The sequence below is a fragment of the Mycoplasmopsis arginini genome (assembly GCF_965278885.1).
GTDB lineage: Bacteria > Bacillota_I > Bacilli_A > Mycoplasmatales > Metamycoplasmataceae > Metamycoplasma > Metamycoplasma arginini_B.
In genome coordinates, this window is the sequence record NZ_CBDIHE010000006.1 from 14,188 (window position 1) to 38,492 (window position 24,305).

Genomic DNA, 24,305 nt, shown 5'->3' on the forward strand with positions numbered 1-24,305 from the left:
ATTATTCGTAATCGAAATCTTCGTCAAGATGTTCTTCAACGTCTAAATCATCACTTTGATTGTATTCGTCTTCTACGTAGAATTCATCGCTATTTTCTTCATCTTCAAATTCTAAATTATGTCTTTCATGATCATTATATTCTTGAGTTAGTGTATCTAAATCAATCATATTTTCATCATCAAAATCATTATTGTTTTCATCATCGTTTTCAACAAAATTTGTGAAGTATTTTATTGATGGCTTAATATCATATTTTGAATGCTCTTCAAATGAATATAAAGCTGTTCCTGAAGGAATTTTCTTACCAACAATAATGTTTTCTTTTAGACCTGTTAAATTATCAGTTCTTGAAGAAATTGCAGCATTAACTAAGATTTTTGATGTTTCTTGGTATGAAGCAGCAGCTAAGAATGAATCCGATAGAAGAGGAACTTGTTTAGCACCTTTAATTACAACATTACCGTATGCAGGTTTTTTGTTTTCTGATAATAATAAAGCGTTTTCTTCTTGATAGTCAAAGATATCAACAATTGCTCCGGCGAAGAATTTAGATTCTCCAGGATCACTAATAACAATTTTTGACATCATTTGTCTAATAATTATTTCAATATACTTATCACTAATTGCTATACCTTGAATACGGTAAATTCTTTGAATTTCTTTTAGTAAATAATTTTGAACTGTTCTTACGTCAGTTAAAGCTAATAATTCTTTTAGAATAATTGGCCCTTCTGATATTTTTTGACCAATTTTGATTTCGCTACCAGGAGCAACTCTTAATTTCTTATTAGTATTTACTAAAACAGATTTTTTAACTTTTTCATTATCACTAGTTATTGTTTCAATTGAAACAATGTAGTCATTATCAGTTTTTTCAACTTTTTCAATATCAGTAACAACACCTTCATATGGAGAAATTGTTGCTGGTCTACCTCATGGTTGTTCGTGAGCATCAATTAACTCAATTAAACGAGTGAAACCACCAGTAATATCTTCAACCCCAGCAACCCCACCAGTATGGAAAGTACGCATAGTTAGCTGTGTACCAGGTTCACCAATTGATTGAGCAGCAATAATACCAACTGCTTCACCGATATTAACAACACGGTTTGTTGCTAAATCCTTACCAAAACACATTTTACATACACCATTACGTGTGTTACATCCTAAAATTGATCTAATTTCAACTTCTTCAATACCTGCATCAATAATTCTTTGAGCAATTTTGCTTGTAATTAAAATGTTTCTTTCACAAATTAATTCATTATTTTTATCATAAATTGGTTTGTTTGAAAAACGTCCAATAATTCTTTCTTTTAAAGGAACAATAATTTGTTTTGTTTTTGTATCAGCAATATTTCTTGCTAGAAAACCATATTCAGAACCACAGTTTTCTTCTCTTACAACGATGTTTTGAGCAACGTCAACTAAACGTCTGGTTAAGTAACCTGATTTAGCAGTGTTAAGAGCAGTATCGGTTAGACCTTTTCTAGCCCCATGGGTTGATGAATAGAATTCAAAAGCTGTTAGTCCTTCAATAAATGAAGATTTAACTGGAACTTCAACTGTTGAACGAACAACACGATCATTTTTAGCATCGGCTTTAGTTGTTTTGGTGTTGTTAGCCATCAGACCACGCATACCTGCTAATTGAACATAGTTAGAAATATTTCCCCGAGCTCCAGAATTAATCATTGTAATAACTGGGTTTTGAGGATTATTTTTAATTATTGTTTGTAATTCTTGTTGAATTTTATCCTTAATTTCAGCTCATTTTTTAATTGTCAATGAATATCTATCATCATCAGTGATATAACCTAATTTGTAGTAGTTCTTTAGTTTTCCGATATATTCATCACCTTCAGCAATGTATTCTGATTTCTTTTCTGTTTCTAAAATATCTGAGAATGAAATTGAAATACCTGAAGTTGTTGAATAATCAAAACCTAATTGTTTAACATTATCTAATATTGAAGCAACGATGTTTGTATACTTAAATCAAACACCATCAAGCATTTTAGCTTTTTCTTTAGCAGAAAATGGAATATTGCTTTGACCACGATATCTTTCTTCGTTTTCTAAGTTTAATTTTTCTTTTTCTTCTAAAACAAATTCAGTTAATAAATCAGCGTGATCTTTTTCAAGATTTTGACCTTTATATGTTTTAATTTTTAAAAATTCTAAAACAATATCAGAGTCTTTTAAATCATTAATTTTATCAATAACGCTTGCCACATTTCCGATACTAATTGTTGCAACATAATTATCAAACATATAACGAATAATTTTAGCAATGTTCTTTTTATTAAATGCTTCTTGAATTGGTAATGTTTTAATGTATTCAGGAATATTTGTTCCAGCTGAAACAACATATAAATCATTAAATTCATTTTTATATTCTTCTAAGTTAATAGCTTTTGTTACTTTATTATCAAAAATAAATGGGAAATCTTTTGGAAAGACATTGTTAAAGATAAATTTACCAACAGTTGAAATTACATAAAGCTGTGTACCAGATGTTGACTTGTTAAATACTTTAGAGTTTTTAACTTCTTGGGCAGGCAAAGCAACTCTAGCATGTAGAGAAACTTTTTTAGCTTCCAAGTTTCTGATCATATGATCATAATTATCAAAAACTCTTCCTTCACCCTTAGCATTTTTTTCTTCAATTGTTAAGTAGTATAGACCAAGAATCATATCTTGTGAAGGGTTGATAATTGGTTCTCCATCTTTTGGACCTAAAATATTTTTATTAGCAAGCATTAATTCACGACTTTCTAATAAAGCTTGTTCTGAAATAGGAACGTGAACAGCCATTTGGTCACCATCAAAGTCAGCGTTAAATGGGGTACATACTAATGGGTGTAATCTAATTGCTTTTCCACGTACTAAAACTGGTTCAAAAGCTTGAATTGATAAACGGTGTAGGGTTGGTGCCCGGTTTAAAAGTACTAATCTTCCTTTAATTGCTTCAGCAACGTGTGGTCAAATAATTGGGTTTTGGTCTTCAATTATTTTCTTAGCATTCTTAACTGTTGTTGCAACTTGTTTATCGATTAAACGTGCAATGATTCATGGTTCAAATAATTTAGCGGCCATTTCACGTGGAATACCACATTGGTACATTTTTAGATTTGGACCAACAACAATAACTGAACGACCTGAGTAGTCAACACGTTTTCCTAATAAGTTTTGTCTAAAACGACCTTTTTTACCGGTTAAAGCATCTGAAATCGATTTAAATGGTCTGTTGTCTTTAGATAAAACAGGATTTGGTGTTCTTCTTTGGTTATCGATTAAAGCATCAACTGCTTCTTGAACCATACGAAGTTCGTTTTGAGTAACAAGTTCAGGAGCATCCTTTTCTTGTCATTCTTGTAAACGATTATTTCTAATAATTACTCTACGATATAGTTCGTTAATATCACTTGTTGAGTGTCTTCCACCATCTAATTGAATTAGTGGTCTTAAATCAGCAGGAATAACAGGTAAATTGTAGATTAACATGTTAGTTGGTGATTGTTTAGATTCAATAAATGCATTAATAACTTGTAATCTTTTGTAAAGTTTTTCTCTTGTTTGTCTTGTTGTAGTAGCAAATTTTTCTGGGTTTTTAGATTCTTGTAAATTTAATTGATTAATTTGATCAGTTACATAAGCTTTTTCCGCTTGTAAATCTAATTTTTTCAATAAATATTCAATAGCTCTAGCACCAGTCATGATTTTAGCTTCTGAATAGTGTTGAATAATATCGTTTAATTCATAAAAGTCAATACCATATTCTTGACCGATTTTCGAAGTTGCTTTTTCAACTAATTGCTCAATTGTTTCTGAAATTTCTTCATAAGCTTGTTGATGGTCAGGATTTTTTGGATCAAAACGAGTTAATAATTCATCTAATGCTTCTTTATAAATAACGGCAGCATCATTGATTTCGATAATTAAGTTTTTAGGTAATGATTTTAAACCACCATCTTCAACAACAATATGGTTCTTGTAATAAATTAAATTTTCTAATTCTTCTCTTCTAACAGTTTCTGAACCATTTTGACTTGAAATTCTTAAACCTAATAATTTATAAAGAATTGAATGGTCAACCTTAAAGTATCAAAAGTGTACAACCGGGCTATTTAATTTAATATGACCCATATGATTTCTACGGGCTATTTTAGGTAGAATTTGAACATTTTCTTTTCTACATAAATCTGTTCTTGTACAGTATGAGCCTTCATTGATTTTCTTGTATTTATATCCACAAGTTGGACAACGATAATCAATCATTGGACCAAAAATAATTTCATCAAATAAACCGCCCCTTTCTGGTTTATATGATTTATAGTTAATTGTTTCTGGTTTGGTTACTTCACCATGTGATCAACTTTCTACATCTTCAGGAGTAGCTAAAGATAGAGAAATCTTAGTAATTTTTGATTCATCCAATAAGTCGTATTTTGAATTATTTTTCATTATTCTGTTCCTCCATCTCAATCTTGTTGATATTTGGTGTCAACTCTTTCGATTTCATAATCATTTTCGTCTTTAATATCATCGTGAGCTTCAAGTTTAATTCCTAATCCTCTTAGTTCATAAGCTAAAACGTTAAATGATTCTGGCATACCTGGTTTAGGTAGTTTAGTTTTTCTTGCAAGTGAGTTATACAATTGGTTACGTCCGTTAATGTTATCTGATTTGTATGTTAATAACTCTTGTAATAAATTAGCAGCTCCATAAGATTCAATAGCTCATGTTTCCATTTCCCCGAATCTTTGTCCACCATTTTGTGATTTACCACCAAGTGGTTGTTGAGTAATTAATGAATATGGTCCAACTGAACGAGCATGCATCTTGTCATCAACCATGTGGTAAAGTTTTAGATAATACATGATTCCAACAGAAATTGGTTGATCAAATGGTTCACCAGTTCTTCCGTCATAAACAACAGATTTTCCTGAAGAATTAATATTTGCTTCTTCTAAGATTTCTTTAATTTGATTATGGGTAATACCATCAAAAATAGGAGTAACAAATTTTGTATTTAATTTTTTAGCTGCTAATCCCAGGTGTAATTCAAGCACTTGTCCAATGTTCATACGTGAAGGTACCCCTTGTGGGTTAAGAACAATATCTAATGGTGTTCCATCTTCTAAGTATGGCATTTCTTCAACTGGTAAAACTATTGAAACAACCCCTTTGTTACCATGACGACCAGCCATCTTGTCACCGACTTTGATTTTTCTCTTTTGAGCGATTGAAACTTTAACAATTTTTTCAATTCCGTCTTCTAATGTGTCACCAAATTCACGACTTAACACTTCAACAGCAACAACAGTTCCATTATGACCGTGTTTAACTTTTAATGAAGTATCTTTTCTTGAAGCGGTTTTTTGTCCAAAAATAGCGCCCATAAGTTTTTCTTCTGGAGTTGGGTTTTCTTCACCTTTTGGTGATGTTCTACCAACTAAAATATCTCCAGCTGAAACTTCTGAACCAACTCTAACAATACCATTTTCATCTAAATAACGTTTTGAGTGGTTAGAAACATTAGGAATATCAGCAGTTAAAATATCTTCACCGGCTTTTGAATGTCTAAATTGAATTGTTTGTTCTTCGATATGAATAGAAGTATAAACATCGTCTTTAACTAATCTTTCTGATAAAACAACGGCATCTTCATAGTTAAAGCCGTGTCATGTAGTAAATCCAACTAAAACGTTTTTACCTAAAGCCATTTCACCATTTTTCATCGATGGTCCATCAACTAATAAATCACCAGCTTTAACTTCTTGATTTAATTTTACTAATGGTACTTGGTGAATTAATGTGCCTTGATTTGATCTTTCAAATGTTCTTAAATAATAGTGATCTTTCTTGTTTGATCCTTCTCTTTTAACGATAATAACATTAGCATCAACGTATGTTACAACCCCATCAAATTTAGCAATAATGTTTGTCGAAGAATATTTAGCAATATCAGCTTCAACTCCTGTTGCAACCAATGGAGCTTCTGGGAATAAAACAGGAACAGCTTGACGTTGCATGTTTGATCCCATAAGTGCACGGTTAGCATCATCATTTTCTAGGAATGGAATAGCAGAAGCGGCAATAGAGGTCATTTGACGGTTTGAAACCCCGACAAAATCAACTTCATTAGCTGGCACTTCTAGATATTCATTGTCACGACGAACCATAACAAAATCGTCAACAATTTCATCATTTTCGATTTTTACAGTTGATTGAGCAAAACTATAACCTGCTTCTTCAATAGCAGTTAAATAATATGGTTTTGAAAAATCAACTTTTTTGTTAACAACTCTAAAGTATGGTGATTTAATAAATCCATATTTATCGATATCAGCAAATGAAGCTAAGTTAAGAATTAGCCCGATATTTGGTCCTTCAGGTGTTTCAATAGGACAAATTCTTCCATAATGGGTAGGGTGAACGTCCCGAACCTCAAATTGTGCGGTATCACGATTTAGACCTCTAGGTCCTAATGATGTGATACGACGTTTATTAGAAATTTCTGCCAATGGGTTACATTGGTCCATAAATTGTGAAAGTTTCGAAGTGTTAAAGAATGATTTAAATTGATTAAAGATTGGTTTGTTATTAGTTACATTTTTAGGTGTAATTTTTGAAGTTTCTTTAGTCGAAATTCTTTCACGAGTATTTTTTTCTAACTTAATTAATCCAATTCTAAATTGGTTTTGTAATAATTCACCAATTGTAACAATTCTTTTGTTTACTAATGAATCGGGATCATCATCCACACCGATGTTAAATAGTAAGTTAAAGTAATATGAAATTGTTGCAATTAAGTCTGGAATTAATAAAAAGTTTTCATCGGCATTAGGATCATTTCCTAAAACTTGAACTTTATTAATATCATTTATCATGTCATTTTCGGTAGGATATACTCAAACTCTAGGAACCGATAAACGTAATGCTAATTTTTCATTACCAGGAATATCTAATTGACTTCCATAAACTGAAGCTTCAACATCAGGTAATTTTCATAAAGGTAAAATTCCTAATCTAAATTCTTCAGCAATTTTTCTAGCAATTTCTCAAGTAATTAGTAAACCTTTTTGATATTTTACTTCACCTTCCATACTAATAATATTTTCAGCTAAGTAAGTATTCACTAATCTTTCAGCAATATTTAATTTACGGTTTAAAGTAAAACGACCTGTTTCAGTTAAACTATATCTTTTTTCATTAAATAATGTTGAAGGAATTAAATTACGTGCAGATTCTGCAGTCATTCTATCACCTTTTCTAATTAAACGGTAAATAGTTTCTTGTGCATCTCTTGTAATTTCTTCATCAGTTGTGCCAACTGTTTTATCTTTTCTTAAAGTTTCATTTAATTCTGGAATATCACCAAACATTTTCTTAATACCTTTTTCAGTAAAACCTAAGGCCTTTAAGAAAGTAGTTAATAAAAATGACTTATTCTTATCAATATGAACTTTGATAGTATCTGGGTTAGATGAAGTAGTTTTATGGTATATTTCAACCCATGAACCCACTTGAGGGATAATTTCTACTTTGTTAAACAAGTCATTGGCTTGTTTATTTCTAACATTCACTCCAAAATAAGCACCAGTTGAACGAATTAATTGTGAAACGATAACTTTTTCAGAACCATTAATTACAAATGATCCTCCATAAGTCATAATAGGAATTTCTGCAAAAACAACTTCTGCAGGTGTAACTTCCCCAGTTTCTTCATTAACTTGTTTTAATTTTGCTTTTAGCTTACCTTGATATGATGAACCTTTTTGTTTTGCTTCTTTAATGCATTCAAATTCCGTTTTATTTGGATATTCAAAAGTTGCTGAATTTTCAATATATTCAATTTTAACTTTTCCACGAGCCTCAATTGGATATATACTTCTTAATTCTTCTTCAACACCTTTTGTTAGAAATTGTTCAACAGAATCTCTTTGCATTTTTAAAAAGTCAGGTGTGTCAAATTTCTTTTGACTAATTGAATAGTCTCTACGTTCAGTAACAGGCCCAAATTTTCTTAAAACGTATTCTGGTTTTTTGCTCATATCTAACCTCATATAAATTAATTTGTTTTTTTTATTTTTTAATTATTTTTTACACGCTTTAAATTTTTTTACATATACTATATGCGTGTGTATATGTATGTATATAAAAAAACACAAAAACGGCTTATAACAAGCCCGTTTTTTATGTTTATATTATTAGTCTAAAACAACTTCAGCTTTAACTTCTGCTAATTTAGCTTTTAGTTCTTCTGCTTCTTCTTTCTTAACGTTTTCTTTTAATAATGCAGGTGCTGATTCAACTAATTTTTTAGCGTCCATTAGACCTAAACCTAATAAGTCTTTAACTGCTTTAATAACAGCAAGTTTGTTTCCACCATCTGATTTTAATGTTACGTTAAATGTTGATTTTTCTTCAACAGCTTCAGCAGCAGCTGGAGCAGCAGCAGCTACAACAGCAGTAGGATCAATTCCGAATTCTTCTTTTAATCCTTCTACTAATTCCATAACTTCTTTAATGTTCATTTCTTTTAATGCTGAAACGAATTCTTCTTTTGTTAATTTAGCCATAATTTTGTCTCCTTAAATTTAATTAATTATTCTGATACTTTTCCTTGTTTAACTAACTCATTTAAACCAATTGCAAGATTCTTGATTGGTGCAAGTAATGAGTTTCCAAGAATCATAAGTGATTCTTCGTATGAAGGAAGTTTTGATATTTCATCTAAGTTTTTTGCATCAACAACTTTGTTTTCATAGATACCTGCAACTAATTGTAAAGCAGGGAATTCTTTTTTAAATTTCACTAAAGCTTTTAAAGTTGTTAAACCGTCTTCTTTTGCAAAAATAAATAAGTTTTGACCAACAAGTAAATCATTTAAAGATTGTTGTTCTGTTGACATTAATGCTTGTTTAACTAAACGGTTTTTGTAAACTTTAATTAAAACACCAAACTTAGCTAATTCTCTACGAATTGATTGTAAAGAAGCAACATCTAAAGTTTTGTATGAAGCAACATATAAAGCTTTAGATTCATTTAAGTTTTTAGAAATTTCATCAACAACTAAAACTTTAGCATCTCTTAATGCACTCATTTTTCCTCCTATTAAAATTATTAATTGCAATATTAAAAACTGATAACATACTCGGTAACTTTATTAAGCTTACGCCGTTACTGTCTTCATATATTGCAGTAGCATTATAACACAAAGTTTAAAATTATTTAATAATTTAAAAAAATAAGAGAAAACATTCCCTTATTTCGTTATCTTATTAGTTGTTTTTTATAAACTTAAATTCATTTGGCACATTGTCTAAACCAGTTTTAAATAAGTTAGTTTTAACACTTGGATCTGCATAGATTTTCTTTAATGCTTCACGGTAAGAATTTTTTTGATTTTGTCCACCACCATAAATTAAGTCATATTGTGGTAAATTATATGTTCCATATAATCCTTTATAATCATACCCCTCTGATCTAAAGGCAGCTGAAATTCCCACACGAGCAAGTGAGTTAGAAGCATAAAATACAGAAACTAATTCATTATTTTGATTTCTGATTGATGTTCCTGAAGATCCACCAATTGGTGCATAACAACGAGGCATATAAGCTAAAGCCATGTTTACATATCTTTTACCATTTAGATAATAGAAATCTTTACCCAGCTTAGGAAGTGCAATAAATGTATCTAAAACACCAGGTTTATCAATAAATGAACGATATCCAATTTGATATGATAAGAAACTACCACGATTTAACTTTTCTTTTGGATATGAAGATGGACCATTTTCACCATCAGTAATTTTAGCATCATAGTATTCATTTTCGCTGTTGATTCATAAACTAAAACTGTAGTCAGTTCTTTTTCTTTGGTCATCGTCAATATATTGTTTTAAGTAATAATCTTCACGAGAAGAAGGTCATCCAACTGCGTATAGAAAATCTAAATCGGCTGGCAATGAACCCTTGATAGGATAATCAATTTTTTGATAATTTTTTAAGTAAGAATTTTGTTTAAATTTAATATGTTTTTCTTGGTTATTAGCATAATTATTTGTAATTATTTTTGCTAATTCGCTAGCGAAGTTTGCTGAACCAACTTGTGGATATTGACGAGTAGTATCAATATCATTTGAAATAGCAAACATTTTATCAATCTTTGTAAAATCAATTTCTAAAACAGCAAAATCTACAAATTCTTCTAAATCCCCTAAAGTCTGTTTTTGTCTATCACTTAAGAAATCTGATGGCTTTGAATTTAAATAATCAATTCCGTCAAAAACTTTTCTAATTGCTTTTGGACTTTCAAATGAAAATCTTGTAATATTATCATCCATTTGTGAAATTCTTAATTTAGATCCAACTTTTAAATTATTATCAATTTTTGTTAGAGAAAAACTAGTTAAATTTTCGGTTAATGCTTTAGCAACGTGAGAGTTAGTTCCTAAATATCATTTTGTTGGATAACCATTTTCATCTAATTGGAAATCCATAATTCAAGCAGTTCCACTTTCAGGAACACCAATTCTTCTTTCAGCTGCTTTTACTTTATATTCTTCAATTTGTTGTCTTAAAAGTTCGATTTCAGTTTGTGGAGTTCTACTTTGATATGAAGCAATTGTATCGTCATATTTTTTAAGTTCGGCGGTTTTTTGGTTTTGTAATGACTCGGTTAAATGTTCATCTTGGTTTTCCGCAATTTTTTTATCTCACTGTTCAGTTACTTTTACTTTTTCTTCTTGAAGTTCTTTAATTTTTTTATCAATTAATTTTTGATATTCAGGAGCATTAGCAGAATCTTCTCAATGTCTAATGGATGCTTCAGCTTGTGCTATTTCATCTTTGAAATCTTTAATATTTTGTAAAGTAATTGAGAAAGTTTGTTTTGCAATATCAAGATAATTTTGGTTAACGATAGTTCTAGCTAATCCATTAGTTTTATAAATATCTTTTTTCCCTAATGAATCAACCAATGAAGCTTGTTTTCCCATTTCTGGGCCATCAATAATTTCTAAGCCATCTACTTCACCATTTTCACGATATGAAGTTAAAGTAAAACCTTTATAAGCTGCACTTTCATATGAATCTTGGCCAACTTCTTGTGCCTTTTGATTATGTTTTGTAATTTGTTCTGCTGATGCTTTAGCGTGTTCTCTTAGTTCATTTCAATTGTTAACACCGGCTGAATATGCTAAATATTTTTTCAATGAATCAACATATTTTTCATTGTCTTTTTCGAAACGTTGTCTTTGAGAAAGTGCTATATATTTATCAACTTCACTAGCATTTAAATTATCTGCTACTTTATTATTTGGTTTATCACCATTATGATCGGTATTATCAATTGAAGTTTTTAAGCCAGATAAGTTATAAATTTTATTTTTTCTCTTTAATGTTGCTTTATTTTTGAAAACAACATTTAAACGTATGCTTCCTGTTTGGTTAGCATTATCTTCAGCAATAACATTTTCAATTGAGAAATCAATTTTAGTATTTAAAGCTTCATTCTTTGCTTTAATACCAATATTTGATGTTGATTTTTGAAGTTCACTAGCATAAAGATGTTCTTTTTGACGGCCTGTCAAAAAGTTTTCGAACGAAAGAACAAGCTTTTCTTCAACATTTACTGAAGATGATAATTCATTAACGTCAGCTTCAAATTCTTCATCGCTATATTTTATGTCAGTATTTGGTTTTTCTTCAGACTCATTTTGTTCTTTAATTTTTCTAATGTTGGCAATTTCTGTTTCAACTGCAGTTATTTTAGCGTTTAAATTATTTTTAGCCTTTCTTAATTCAATTAAAGAATTTTCATTATTATCTATTAATTTTTGAGCTTCGTTCTTTGCTTTTTGACCTTCGGTATAAGCTTGAGAACTGGTTGCATTATCAGCAGCACTAGACAACTGAACTAATAATTGAGATAATTTATCCAAAGATTTTTTAAGTTCAGTTTTTTCTTTCTCTTCATCTGATTCACAAGCAATTAATGATAATGCAGGTGAAACAAATAGTGGCATTGCTAATAAAGAAAGAAAAAGCTTTTTATTATTTTTTTTCTGTTTCATATTATCTTTTTTCCCTATATTCTAATTAGTTAAATGTTTCATCAACAGCATAAGATACGGTGTAGCCGTTTGATTGAAGCTGTCTTTTTAGATCTTCAGCACCTTGTGGCACTTGAATTTCTCTTGAAATTTTTGATAAATTAATTAAAGTACTTAAATTAGATAAAGCTGAGTTAGTTAAACGATTTGAACTAGTAATTCTAATCAAGTTAGTTAAATTGCCATTACTAAATTCAATCTTTGTTGGAGGCATGCCTGGCTCACCTAAAGCCATAACAGTATTAAATTGTGCATTATCTAAATCATCACCGCTAATTTCATATCAACTTTTATCATTAAAGAATTTAACATTTTTCAATTTTCTTTTCTTATTTGTTGGTTTAATGTAATCATAAAAAATTATATTTTTTAAAGAACGAATTGATGGCGCTCTAGAAAAGTCTAATCTTGTTGGATAACTATTATCACCTTCATTTGTATCTGGATTAAGTCCCGGACCAAAACTTCCTTGAAAAATACCCTCATTATTTCTTACATAATAAGCCATTCTTAAACCGTTGTTAATTCTTTCAAAAGGCTTATCAGTATTTTTTAGAATATCACTTTCTTCAAATGCAAGGGTATTAAATGTAATTCTTGAAGCAATATCTGCTCCTGGTTTATTTTCTCAACTAACATTATAGTCAATTGTGTTAACTCATTCAACATTACGCAATGCTCATGGGTTTAATGATCAATCATCTAATAAAGAATTTCCTAAAGTAAATAAAGCTAATTCTTTGATTTTTTTGTTTTCTAGTTCAACTAAAGAAGAAGTGTTTGTTGCACGATGGTCAAAGAATAATTCTAGTTGAGGTAATTTATCTGGTAATGCTCTAAGAATTTCTCTAAATTTTTGATTAACATCTTTTTTACCCATGTTTTTGATACGATAAGATGTAATTTCAATTCCTTTTGCTTTTAATTGTTCAATTAGATTTTTAGTTTTTTCATAACCTTCAAAATTAGCTGCATCAATTTCAACAATATAACCTTTATTTAGTTTTCCTTCTTCAGGTTTTTCTCTTGTTAATTCAGTAATAACTATTCCGTCATTATTTCCAACGTTAAATTCTTTAAACTTTTCTGATCTAGTTACGTCTCTCTTAGTTCAACCACGATAGTTTCCATTTGCTATTTCATCTGGAGTTCTACCATAGTAACCTTCAATACCGAAAGCACGTCTTTCTTTATTATCTCTTTCCATTCTTGTTGTAACGCTATTATAACCAGGCGCAGGTGAATAACTATATGAATCAATTTCCCCATTTTCATTAATATAAGCATTATCAGGAGATGCGGTATAACCTTCTTTTAGATATTTCTCAGCTCCTTTACCTAATTTTGTGAATTTAGAATAATCTAGATTTTTTATTAGTCAAGCATATTTAATATTTTGACTTCTAAATTGTTTTGGTTTTTTATATTCAATTGCAGCTTCAGGTAATAAGAATTTAACAACATTAGGACTATCTAAAAGACGTTTAAATTTATCCATTAATCTCAATCAGATTGTTTGGTTATGGATAATATTAAGCTCTGGGTCATATTTATCGTTTGGTTCTAATAATAAATCATCAATATAACCAGGGAAATAATTTTTTAATCCAGTTGATGGATGATTAATTAAATCTTTTAAAGTTGCATCTCTTAACTCTTTAGTTACTTCAACACTTTTTATGTTTCCAACAATAACATTCATATATGGATTAGGATTTGTAATTCCTGCTTCAATATCTCTTGGGTCTAAAGGACGAGAAGGAGCTGGTGTTACTTCAGCAACAACTTTAACACCGTTAATTTCAATAACAACTCTTTCAGTATTCTTTTTAGGTGGAGTTGGTGTTGGTTTAGGCGGAACTGGAGTTGGCTTAGGTGGCACTGGTGTTGGTTTTGGTGGAACTGGAGTTGGTGTTGGTTTTGGTGGAACTGGAGTTGGTTCTGGTTTAAGTGGAACTACAACTGGCGGTTTTGGTACTTCTTTTAATTTATGATCAGCAATTGACACATTAGCATTTGTTGTATCTGGTGTTCCTTTGTGAAAAATTTCTGGATTAGCTCCATTTTGATTATTATAATCGACACCGTTTGCATTTTTTTGATTAGCAGAAAAAACTGCGCTTCCAAAAATTGCAGATGCCATTATTACTGATCCTAAAGATAGCAATACTATTCGATTCTTTTTATTTTTTAATAATTTCATATCATTACCCCCGTATTAATTCAAAATATGAAATAAATAAAATTATACTTTGATTATAAATAATTAAATTAATTTAGTTCTTAAGAAAGAAAAAAGCCTAATCTTTAAATAATCGTTAAATTATTTTAAAACTAGACTTTTATAAAAATTAATTATTTATTTTTGCTTATTTTTTCTTCTTTTAATAATGTATATTGTTGATAAAATTATAACAACTAATATTAAAACAATTACTGAACTATAAATTAAAATATGTATCCAATCTTTTTTAGGCGTTTTTTGTTCTTTTGTTTTAATTTTTTCTTCAATTTGTTTTAGAATAGGCTCTGTTTTAGTTTTAATTTCATTATATTCATCAATATTTGTTGTGTAAATACTTTTACTGTATTTTTTCAATTCATCAATTAAATCTTTATATTCAGCCTCAAGAAAATTAATATCATATTTCTTAGTAATTAATTCTAAATCTTCATTTAATTTTAAGGCATCTTTTGTAGAAATGATCTTTATATTTTCAATTTTTTCTTTAATTAATTCTTTAGCTATTTTCGATGTTTCAATCACTTTTAATTGAATTTTTTGATTCAATTTTTTGATTTCACTAACTAGTTCTATTGGAAAATCATAAGGTAATTCAATTTCAGAAATTCCGCTATTATTAAATGTTAAAGCATTAAATTTATTGGTTCCTAAATCTAAAATTACTTTTCTTAAATTATCATATTGGCTTAATGTAAAATCACCTAAAATAGATCCTTTTGCAAGCCTAATTTCGCTTGCTCCACCAGGAATTGAAATTACATTTTGTAATTGTTTGTCATAAAGTGGATATATGTAATTTTCAGAAAATATAGAAGCGAAGTTTTGATTATTTTCATCAACTTTAATTTTCTTAATATTATTTGCTCTAAATGATTGTTTTTCATCTAAATTTGTTGTGTTTTTATGAATTGTCACAACTTTGTTATAATTAGCCGGAACGTTTAAAAGCGTACTATAATCCTTAGAATATAATATTCCATTATAATCACTATATACTTTGTTTTCTTTACTAATATTAAATGATTCAACTAATGATGTACCTGATTCAAATTCAATTTTCGAAATAGTAGAACTTACATTAATTGTTAATTTTTGATTTGGAAGTGCTTCTTTTTGTGTTTCATTATTTAAAGCATGATTGGAAATCGAAGTTACTTTTAATCCATTAATTTCGCTAGGAATATTAACAACTTTTTGTTCAAGATTATTAATTTTTTTAATAGAAATTCCATGGAAAAATTCATATTCAAATTCTTTAGTTTGTAAAGAAACACCATACATTTTTTGGGGTTCATGATCTTTTGAAAAATCTTCGATAGTTTTTTCAAAATAAGCTTTTCCTCATGTTGCATCTGAATAAAAAATTTCATTATCGTCTAAAATAATTAAATTTCATTGATGAGCTCCATAAATAGAATTCCCTGTTAAGATAACATTAGCAATATTAGCCTCATCTAACATTACTTTATAAAGATTAGAAAAACCACCACATACTGCTACTTTTCTTTCTAATACTTTAATTGGTTCAATTTCTGGAGCTGGGCCATTAGGGGTTGCATACTTAACATTTTCACAAATTCAATTGTGAATTATTTTTGCTATTTCTTTTTTATTTGTTGTGTTCTTAATTAGCTTCTTAACAAAGTCTTTTATTATTTCTTTATCTTCGCTAGTATATTTTCCAAATGAGTCATCTCAATTTTTAACATTTTCTAATGAAACTTGTTTAATAAATTCAATACCAAGTTTATTTTCTGATAAATTTTTTTGATATTGCTCATCCTTATTACTTGCAGAAATAACAAGTAAAGGAGAAAAAGTTGTCGATAGTAATATTGTTCGTAATAATAGTTTTTTCATAGTAATAATTATAAAAATATTTAGTGTTTTTTTAATAAAAAAGTTTAAGGTAAATCTTACCTTAAACTCTAAAATTATTATTTTAAATTTTATCTAAATTAGTCTTCGTCAGCAGAAACTTTTCCACCACGTTTTTTGATAATTTCATCAGCTAAATTACGTGGTAATTTTTCATAGTGATCGAATCACATTTGGTATGTACCACGACCTGTAGTCATAGATCTTAATTGTGTTGCATAACCAAACATTTCGCTCAATGGAATATATGCTTTAATAACATGTGCTCCATCGTTTCTTGTTTCGTTATCACGAACTTGTCCTCTTCTACGTGAAATATCACCCATAACATCACCAAAGAAATCTTCAGGAACAACAACAGCAACGTCCATAATTGGTTCTAATAATACGGTACCTAATTGTTCACGACCTTTGGTCAATGATTTAGAAGCAGCAATTTTATATGCTAATTCTGAAGAGTCGACTTCATGGTATGATCCATCAAATAATGTAGCTTTAATATCAATCATTGGGTAACCAGCAAGAATACCGATTTCCATTTTTTCCTTAAGACCTTTTTCGATTGATTTGATGTATTCTTTAGGAATTTTACCACCAACAATCTTATCGATAAATTCAAATCCACCATCTGGATTTGGTTCATATTTAATTCAAACGTGACCGTATTGACCTTTACCACCAGATTGTTTCTTATGAATACCTTCAACTTCAGCAGCTTTGGTAATTGTTTCACGGTATGAAACTTGAGGTGCACCAACGCTTACTTCAACTTTAAATTCACGTTTTAATCTGTCAACAATAATGTCTAAGTGTAACTCACCCATACCAGCAATAATTGTTTGACCTGTTTCTTCATCAGTGTAGTATTTGAATGTAGGGTCCTCTGCACCTAAACGTTGTAATGCTAAAGATAATTTTTCTGAAGCATCTTTTGTTTTAGGTTCAATAGCTTGAGAGATAACTGGTTCTGGGAAATTCATGTTTTCTAAAACGATATCTTTATGTTTTTCATCGATTAATGTATCACCAGTTGTTGTGTATTTTAAACCAACAGCAGCAGCAATATCACCTGTTCTAACTTCATCGATATCTGTTCTTGAGTTAGCGTGCATTAATAAAATACGGCTAAATCTTTCTTTTTCGCCTTTTGTTGAGTTAGCAACATATGAACCTTTATTAATAACCCCACTGTAAACTCTAAAGAATGTTAAGTTACCAACAAATGGGTCGTTCATAACTTTGAATGCTAATGATGAGAAGAATTCATCATCTGAAGCGGGGATAGAAATTTCTTCTTCACCTTTGTATGCCTTCATATCAGGAATATCTAAAGGTGATGGTAAGTATTCAACAACAGCATCTAACATTAATTTAACACCCTTGTTTTTGAATGATGTTCCACAAACAACTGGGAAGTATGTTGATGTTAAAGTAGCTGTTCTAATTGCCTTTTTCATTAATTCTGCAGGAACTTCTTGTTCTGTTAATAATAATTCCATAATTTCTTCGTCAAAATCAGCTAGTGATTCTGCTAAAGAAGAACGCATTAAGTGTGCTTCATCTTTTAAGTGTTCTGGAATTTCAATTTCTTTCATGTTTTCATCAACACTACCATCAAATTCATAAGCTTTTAATGTTACTAGGTCAATAATACCTGTAAATTGTGCTTCTTCACCGATGTTAAGTTGAATAGCATGAGCGTTAGCTCCTAATAATTTTCTTAATGATTCAACTGATGCTTTAAAGTTAGCACCCATTTTATCCATTTTGTTAACGTAAACAATTCTAGGAACTCTATAGTTTGTTGCTTGTCTTCAAACTGTTTCTGTTTGAGGTTCAACACCTGATTGAGCATCTAAAACTGCAACTGCACCATCTAATACCCGTAGTGAACGTTCAACTTCGATTGTAAAGTCAACGTGTCCTGGTGTATCGATAATGTTTAATCTTTTATTTTTTCAGTAAGCTGTTGTAGCAGCTGAAGTAATGGTAATTCCACGTTCTTGTTCTTGAACCATTCAATCCATTTGTGAAGCACCTTCATGTGTTTCACCAATTTTGTGAATTTTACCTGTGTGGTATAAAACTCTTTCTGTAGTAGTAGTTTTACCAGCATCAATATGAGCCATGATTCCAATGTTACGATAATCTTCTAATTTATATTCTCTTGACATATTTTTTTCCTAATCTTAAAAATAATTTAAATAAAATTTGTAATTATCATCTAAAGTGAGCAAATGCTTTGTTTGATTCAGCCATTTTATGAGTATCTTCACGTTTTTTAATAGCTCCACCCATTTTATTTGAGGCATCAATAATTTCATGTGCTAACTTTTCTTCCATTGTCTTATCGTTTCTTAATCTTGCATATTGAATAATTCATCTTAATGCTAATGTTTGTTTTCTCTTAGCACTAACTTCACAAGGAACTTGGTAGTTTGATCCACCAACTCTTCTTGAACGAACTTCTAATTGAGGGCTTACATTTTCTAAAGCGGTATTAAATACTTCTAAAGGTTCTTTTCCGGTTTTTTCTTTAACAATTTCAAATGCGTTGTATAAAATGTTTTCAGCAACAGATTTTTTACCATCAAGCATAATTGCATTGATTAATTTGGTAATAATTTTTGAGTTAAAAACTGGATCTGCTAAAACATCTCTAACTGGTGCTTTATGTTTTCTTGACATATTTTTTCCTTTCTATTTAACTTTTAATTAATTACTTTTTGGTTTTTTTGTTCCGTATACTGAACGAGCTTGTTTTCTATTGTTTACACCGGCAGCATCTTGTGTACCACGAACGATTGTGTATCTAACCCCAGGTAAATCTTTAACTTTACCTCCACGAATTAAAACAACTGAGTGTTCTTGTAAATTGTGTCCTTCTCCAGGAATGTAAGCTGTAACTTCTTGTCCGTTTGATAATCTAACACGGGCATATTTACGAATAGCTGAGTTAGGTTTTTTAGGTGTCATTGTTGCAACCCGAGTACATACACCACGTTTAAATGGTGCTGGAATTGCTTTTTCTTTTTTTTGTAAAGAGTTGTACATCTTTAATAAAGCAGGAGCTTTAGATTTAGTTGTCTTGTCTTTACGACCTTGCTTAACTAGTTGAGCAACTGTAGGCATATTTTTTTCCTTTCTTTTTAGTTTAATATTTTATTTGTTTATATATTCAATATTTTTAATCTGTTTTAAAAATACTTATAAATTATACAACAACTAAACCGGTGTTTTACATTTTTTTTAAAAATTTTTAAATAAAAAATAATAGCCTTATTTTTAGCTATTATCTTGCGTCTGTTGTATTATCAATTTGTTCTTTTTCTTGTTTGATAGAAATTATAAAGGTATTAAAATTATTAATTTCCTGTTCAATTCTTTCATTTTCTCAAGTATAGTTAAATTCATTAGTATCAAAATAATTTTTTATTTTATTTACCAATGAATTATACTTGGGATTAATTAGATTATTTAAAACTCATTTTGAAAAGTCAGAATACTTAACGAAGTAGGTTTGAACTAGTTCAATTTTCTTCGATCTTATTGTTACAAAGTCATTAACAAGTTTTTTAAATTTAGCTTTTGCTTGATCTAAAAATTCTGTTAAATTCTTTTCTTTACTAATTCTTTCGTTTCTTAAAGAAGTTAATAATTCTCTAATATCATTCTTTAGCTTTACAACATCCTGATCCAAAACATCACCAAAAAATTCTTCAACATTTGAAATTAACTTTAAAACATCGGCCTTAATTGCATTAATTAATGTATATTTAATTTCTTCTACTTTACTACAAGAAACTAATGCCGGAGTAAATGTTATAAATGGTAAAAACCCTAAAAATCCTTTAGTTATTTTTTTCATCTTATTCCTTTGTTAATAAAAATTTTGAAACTAAATAATCTTTATATTCTTTAAAAAATTCACCTAGTTCTTTTTCATAAACTTCTTTATCTTCGCCTAAAGAATAATTTACAGTTGTGTTAGGATTGAAGAATAAATCCTCAACTTCAGAATCACGATAAAATAATCATGAATTTTTAGTTGCTGATTGATATAGTGGGTCATTAGCACGAGCACTATAAACATATTCTTCGTATTTTTTATTAAACTCTTCTTTTGACATTCTAGCTAATTCCTTTGTTTCATTTAAAATCTTAGCTTTCTTGTCCATTTTATCCATTCAGATAATTTCTTTTTCAATCTTATCTAAATTAGATTTTTCAACATCAGGTAAAAGTTCATTTTCAATTTCACTTTGTTTTTCGATATATTTTTTAATTTTTAATTGGACTTCGTTAAAATAATTAATCTTAAATAATTGATCTAAAAATAAACTATATTGTTTCTTAAATTTCACTTCTTCCATTGTGTTATAGAAAGTAATTCATTTGTTTAAAACATTTGATAATAAAACATTAGATGATTTTAATTTTTCAACATCTAAATCTATTTTTTTAGGATATTTATTATCTAATGTTGGTTTTTCAATTTCTTTTAATGAAATAATTTCACTATAAATATCAGATTCTTTTGATTTGTATTGTGGGTAATTAAATTTAATATGATAAATAACACCTAATGCGATAGCAAATGATAAACCTAATAAAGTCGCAAAAGCAATACCGGCTATAAAAAATGAAATGTATGTCTTACTTGTTTCATTTAGATTTGCATACACTTTAGAAAGTGCTACTGAAGAAAAAATTATTTGCACAGATAATAAAATTGAAATTAAAATAATGTTATAAAATGCATTACTTTTAAAATTGAAACCTTGAACGTATTTTTTCACCAAGTACTTATCTAATACTTCCTTTGTTTTACTAATGCTTCTTTTATAATTAACAAAAAATTTAATAATTAAATAAATATTAATAATTGCTAATAAAGTCAATACCAAAGAATATATTAAAAAAGAACCAGAACTTGTATTTGAAGTTTCTGGTGTTGGGCTTGATGATTCTGATTTTAAAAATAAATTAATCATGGTAAGCTCCTTTTATTTTTTAAATTTTAAATTAGTCAAAATCAACTTCGTCTTCATCAGTTGTGTCTGAATTATTTTTTACATCTTTAGCTAATTCTTCATTATTTTTTTGATCTGCTTTTTATTCTTCAGCTTGTTTTTCTTTTATGCTTTGTTCCTTAGCATTATCAATTCCACGATAAATTAATATTATTTTAGTAATTAGTTGTTCTCTACTTAATTCTTTAGCGCCAAAAATGTTTAGTTTTTCAGCCATTAAAATTAATTTTTCATCTGACAATGTATTTAATTGATTTTCATAATCGACATACTTTTGTTCTTTTGAATCAACAGTTTGATTTAAAATTGGACTATTGTTGTTGTTCGGCATATTATTAAAGGCATTTTCATTTTGACCAAACATTTGTGAAAAAATATTCATTGGACTATTTTGAAATTTTAAAAGTTCTTGGTTTATTTTAAAGGTTCTAAATAATTTTATTATTCTTGAACATGGTCAATAAAGTCCAAAATAACCAATTGGTAAAATAATTGTAAATATAACATTTAATAATTTATTAATGTTTCAAGATTCAATAGAGAAAAAGCCTCCTGAAGAAAAGAATAAATTAATGATTAAGAAAGTAATAATAAAACCATATATTGATGATAATCATGGTGAATACTTTGTAAAATCTTTTTGTTTCATAGCACTAATTAATGAAACGGTATGTCAAACTAACATTCCAGCCGATAATAACATCATAACAACTGAAAAAGAAATCTTTCTTACATACAATACTTCAGCATTTTCTCTCACTGATGACGGTGCTAGAGTTGGATATGCTTTGCTTATTTCAATCATATAATGACTTATGTAGTTTTGCTTATTAATAGAAAACTCAATAAAAGCAGCCATTAATAAAGCTAATACAATAACTATAAAAACAGTAAAAATAATTCATCTAACTTTAAATTTTTTACTGTTAGCATCATACAATTCTTGAGTCGAATTATATAAAGATAAATCAATTTTCATAAAAACCTCCTTGGTTTATATTTCTTAAGTTTTAAAATTAAAATATACTAAAACTTAACTAAAATTATATACTAATAATTTTATTATTTCTATTGTTCAATTTCTCTTAACATAATTTCAGGAATTGGTGCTTCGAAATGAACTTTGTTTCCTTTATTATCAATAAAATCAAGTGAAACAGCATGCAATCTTTGATTAAACTCATCAACTTTCTTATTATAAATTGGATCTCCGTAAACTGGATGCTTAATATAGTTTAAATGAACTCTAATTTGGTGTGTTCTTCCTGTTTTTAAATTACATTTAACTAGAGTTTTATCTTTGTTATCAATTTTTAAATATTTAATAACTTCAACCATTGTATAAGCATTTTTTGAGTTTTGATCAGTAACAGCATATTTTTGTCGATTCTTAATATCTCGACCAATCGGCAAATCAATATGCATTTTTTTATTAGCAATTTTTCCATCAACTATTGCTAAATAAGTTCGGTCAATCTTATGCTCCTTTAATAAAGACGCAAAATAATTATGTGTTGGATTATTTTTAGCAATAATTAGTAACCCACTTGTATCTTTGTCAATTCGATGAACAACACCCATTCTTAAAAGACCATTTACATTACTTAAGTTATTTTTAAAATGATACATAAGACCATTTACTAAAGTGTTATCATGGTGGCCTGGAGCAGGATGAACAACCAAACCAGATGGTTTGTTAATTACTAAATAATCTTCATTTTCATAAATAATATCAAGTTCAATTTTTTGTTCTTCAACATTAATTTGTTTATTTATAACTTTAATAACTTCAATCTCATCATTTTCTTTGACTACAAACTTATTCTTATTAATTTTAGTACCATTAACAAAAACTGCACCCTCTTTAATTAATTCTTGAATATCATTTCTAGTTATTGTAGAATTATTTGTAATATATTTATCAATTCGTTCAGAATAATTAACAATTAGTTTTAACATAATTTTAAAATTATAACAAATGTTATAATAATAAAATGAAGATTTTGGAAATCAAAAAATCAAAGTTTATACCGTTATTATTTGACGTAAATTCAAAAGAAGACGTAAAAAAAATAATAGATACTCTTTGAAAAGAACATAAAAAAGCAAGGCATATTGTCTATGCTTATATTATAAAAAATAATAATGTTATTATTAATGGATACACCGATGATCGCGAACCAAAAGGCGTGGCTGGAATACCTCTTTATACTTTTCTAAATAGTAAAAATTTAGAGAATAAATTATTAGTAGTAATTCGTTATTTTGGTGGTATCGAATTAGGAAAAAGCAACTTATTAAGAACTTATTTACAAGCCGTTAAATTGCTTTTTGATAATAACTAAAAAATTAAGCCCGCTTAAAAAAGAGTGGCTTAATTTTTTTAATATAATGTTTAAATATTCTTTGTTTTAGCAGTTAAATTTTGTTTGAATTTTTCTGCTTCAAATAATTTAAATCTTAAACGGAAAAATTTATTTTTAACTTTTATTGTCACACGGCCAAATTTATTTAATTTTACATTTTCAATATCTTTGTAATTAGTTTTATGAGTCTTATTTCCTCTAACAATTTCTAAATTTTCTTCAGTTAGAGAAATTCCCTTTAAATTATATAATCTAACAATATCAAATATATTTGCAATAACGATACCTAATGATGCAAACATAAAAATAAGTGAAAAAGCAAGTGCAACTTTTCTAGCGCTTTCAAGATTATCGCCTTCAAAAGCAAAAAATTTAACAAATTTAATTAAAGTTTCATCTTCTGAAAAAAGTAAATTTTTTAAAGAACTTAAATAATATGATCAAATTGCAAATCAAATAAAGAATGGTATAAAAATTGCAAAATATGCACCTAATATAATAAATGATGACTTTTTATTAATTTTAAAATTCATTTTTTTCCTTTCAATAATATAAAAGCGGTTTAATTTAAAATAAAACCATTTATATTTAACCATTTTCAAAAAAAAAAAAATGGCTGTTTTTTCTTTAATTTTCGACATTTTGACTGTTTTTGTA

At 28.5% G+C, this 24,305-nt stretch carries 16 protein-coding genes; 1 reads left to right on the top strand and 15 read right to left on the bottom strand.

Going from position 1 to position 24,305, the window contains the following annotated elements:
* Position 1: 1 nt before the first annotated feature.
* From rpoC to ACQW0Y_RS02535, 14 genes are all read right to left on the bottom strand, one after another.
* Complete coding sequence (gene rpoC, locus ACQW0Y_RS02470) at positions 2 to 4,468, bottom strand: DNA-directed RNA polymerase subunit beta' (protein ID WP_427867594.1); 4,467 nt, start codon at positions 4,466 to 4,468, stop codon at positions 2 to 4.
* Entirely contained in the window at positions 4,468 to 8,061 is a 3,594-nt protein-coding gene (locus ACQW0Y_RS02475) for a DNA-directed RNA polymerase subunit beta (protein ID WP_427867595.1), read from the bottom strand. The genes rpoC and ACQW0Y_RS02475 overlap by 1 nt, the downstream gene beginning before the upstream one ends.
* 156 nt (positions 8,062 to 8,217) lie before the next feature.
* Positions 8,218 to 8,589: a 50S ribosomal protein L7/L12 gene (gene rplL / locus ACQW0Y_RS02480; RefSeq protein WP_004417132.1), complete on the bottom strand. Its 372-nt coding sequence runs from the start codon at positions 8,587 to 8,589 to the stop codon at positions 8,218 to 8,220.
* Positions 8,590 to 8,615: 26 nt separating this feature from the next.
* The gene (rplJ, locus tag ACQW0Y_RS02485) at positions 8,616 to 9,113 is read right to left on the bottom strand and encodes a 50S ribosomal protein L10 (RefSeq protein ID WP_427867596.1); all 498 of its coding nucleotides are present in this window, start codon (positions 9,111 to 9,113) and stop codon (positions 8,616 to 8,618) included.
* Between the two features lie 178 nt (positions 9,114 to 9,291).
* On the bottom strand, positions 9,292 to 12,087 hold the full coding sequence (gene mip, locus ACQW0Y_RS02490) for an Ig-specific serine endopeptidase MIP (protein WP_427867597.1): 2,796 nt from the start codon (positions 12,085 to 12,087) through the stop codon (positions 9,292 to 9,294).
* A 25-nt stretch (positions 12,088 to 12,112) separates the two neighbouring features.
* Complete coding sequence (locus ACQW0Y_RS02495) at positions 12,113 to 14,329, bottom strand: putative immunoglobulin-blocking virulence protein (RefSeq protein WP_427867598.1); 2,217 nt, start codon at positions 14,327 to 14,329, stop codon at positions 12,113 to 12,115.
* A gap of 156 nt (positions 14,330 to 14,485) precedes the next feature.
* Positions 14,486 to 16,231, bottom strand: a complete 1,746-nt coding sequence (locus ACQW0Y_RS02500; RefSeq protein ID WP_427867599.1) for a transglutaminase-like domain-containing protein — start codon at positions 16,229 to 16,231, stop codon at positions 14,486 to 14,488.
* A 98-nt stretch (positions 16,232 to 16,329) separates the two neighbouring features.
* A complete protein-coding gene (gene fusA, locus ACQW0Y_RS02505; RefSeq protein WP_004417441.1) occupies positions 16,330 to 18,423 on the bottom strand; it encodes an elongation factor G in 2,094 nt (697 codons plus the stop codon).
* 43 nt (positions 18,424 to 18,466) lie between these two features.
* Positions 18,467 to 18,937 (bottom strand): 30S ribosomal protein S7, encoded by a 471-nt coding sequence (rpsG, locus tag ACQW0Y_RS02510; protein WP_004417445.1) that lies wholly within the window; start codon positions 18,935 to 18,937, stop codon positions 18,467 to 18,469.
* 27 nt (positions 18,938 to 18,964) lie between these two features.
* Entirely contained in the window at positions 18,965 to 19,381 is a 417-nt protein-coding gene (gene rpsL / locus ACQW0Y_RS02515; protein WP_004417446.1) for a 30S ribosomal protein S12, read from the bottom strand.
* 160 nt (positions 19,382 to 19,541) lie between these two features.
* On the bottom strand, positions 19,542 to 20,117 hold the full coding sequence (locus ACQW0Y_RS02520) for a hypothetical protein (protein WP_427867600.1): 576 nt from the start codon (positions 20,115 to 20,117) through the stop codon (positions 19,542 to 19,544).
* 1 nt (position 20,118) lies between these two features.
* Entirely contained in the window at positions 20,119 to 21,243 is a 1,125-nt protein-coding gene (locus ACQW0Y_RS02525) for an ABC transporter permease (RefSeq protein ID WP_427867601.1), read from the bottom strand.
* Between the two features lie 121 nt (positions 21,244 to 21,364).
* Positions 21,365 to 22,261: a hypothetical protein gene (locus ACQW0Y_RS02530; RefSeq protein WP_427867602.1), complete on the bottom strand. Its 897-nt coding sequence runs from the start codon at positions 22,259 to 22,261 to the stop codon at positions 21,365 to 21,367.
* Between the two features lie 89 nt (positions 22,262 to 22,350).
* A complete protein-coding gene (locus ACQW0Y_RS02535) occupies positions 22,351 to 23,241 on the bottom strand; it encodes an RluA family pseudouridine synthase (RefSeq protein WP_427867603.1) in 891 nt (296 codons plus the stop codon).
* A gap of 35 nt (positions 23,242 to 23,276) precedes the next feature.
* Between ACQW0Y_RS02535 and ACQW0Y_RS02540 the strand changes: the two genes are divergently transcribed.
* Positions 23,277 to 23,627 (top strand): YigZ family protein, encoded by a 351-nt coding sequence (locus ACQW0Y_RS02540; protein WP_427867604.1) that lies wholly within the window; start codon positions 23,277 to 23,279, stop codon positions 23,625 to 23,627.
* A 50-nt stretch (positions 23,628 to 23,677) separates the two neighbouring features.
* On the opposite strand, the gene ACQW0Y_RS02545 is transcribed toward ACQW0Y_RS02540, so the two are convergent.
* Positions 23,678 to 24,181, bottom strand: a complete 504-nt coding sequence (locus ACQW0Y_RS02545) for a hypothetical protein (protein ID WP_427867605.1) — start codon at positions 24,179 to 24,181, stop codon at positions 23,678 to 23,680.
* Positions 24,182 to 24,305 lie beyond the last annotated feature (124 nt).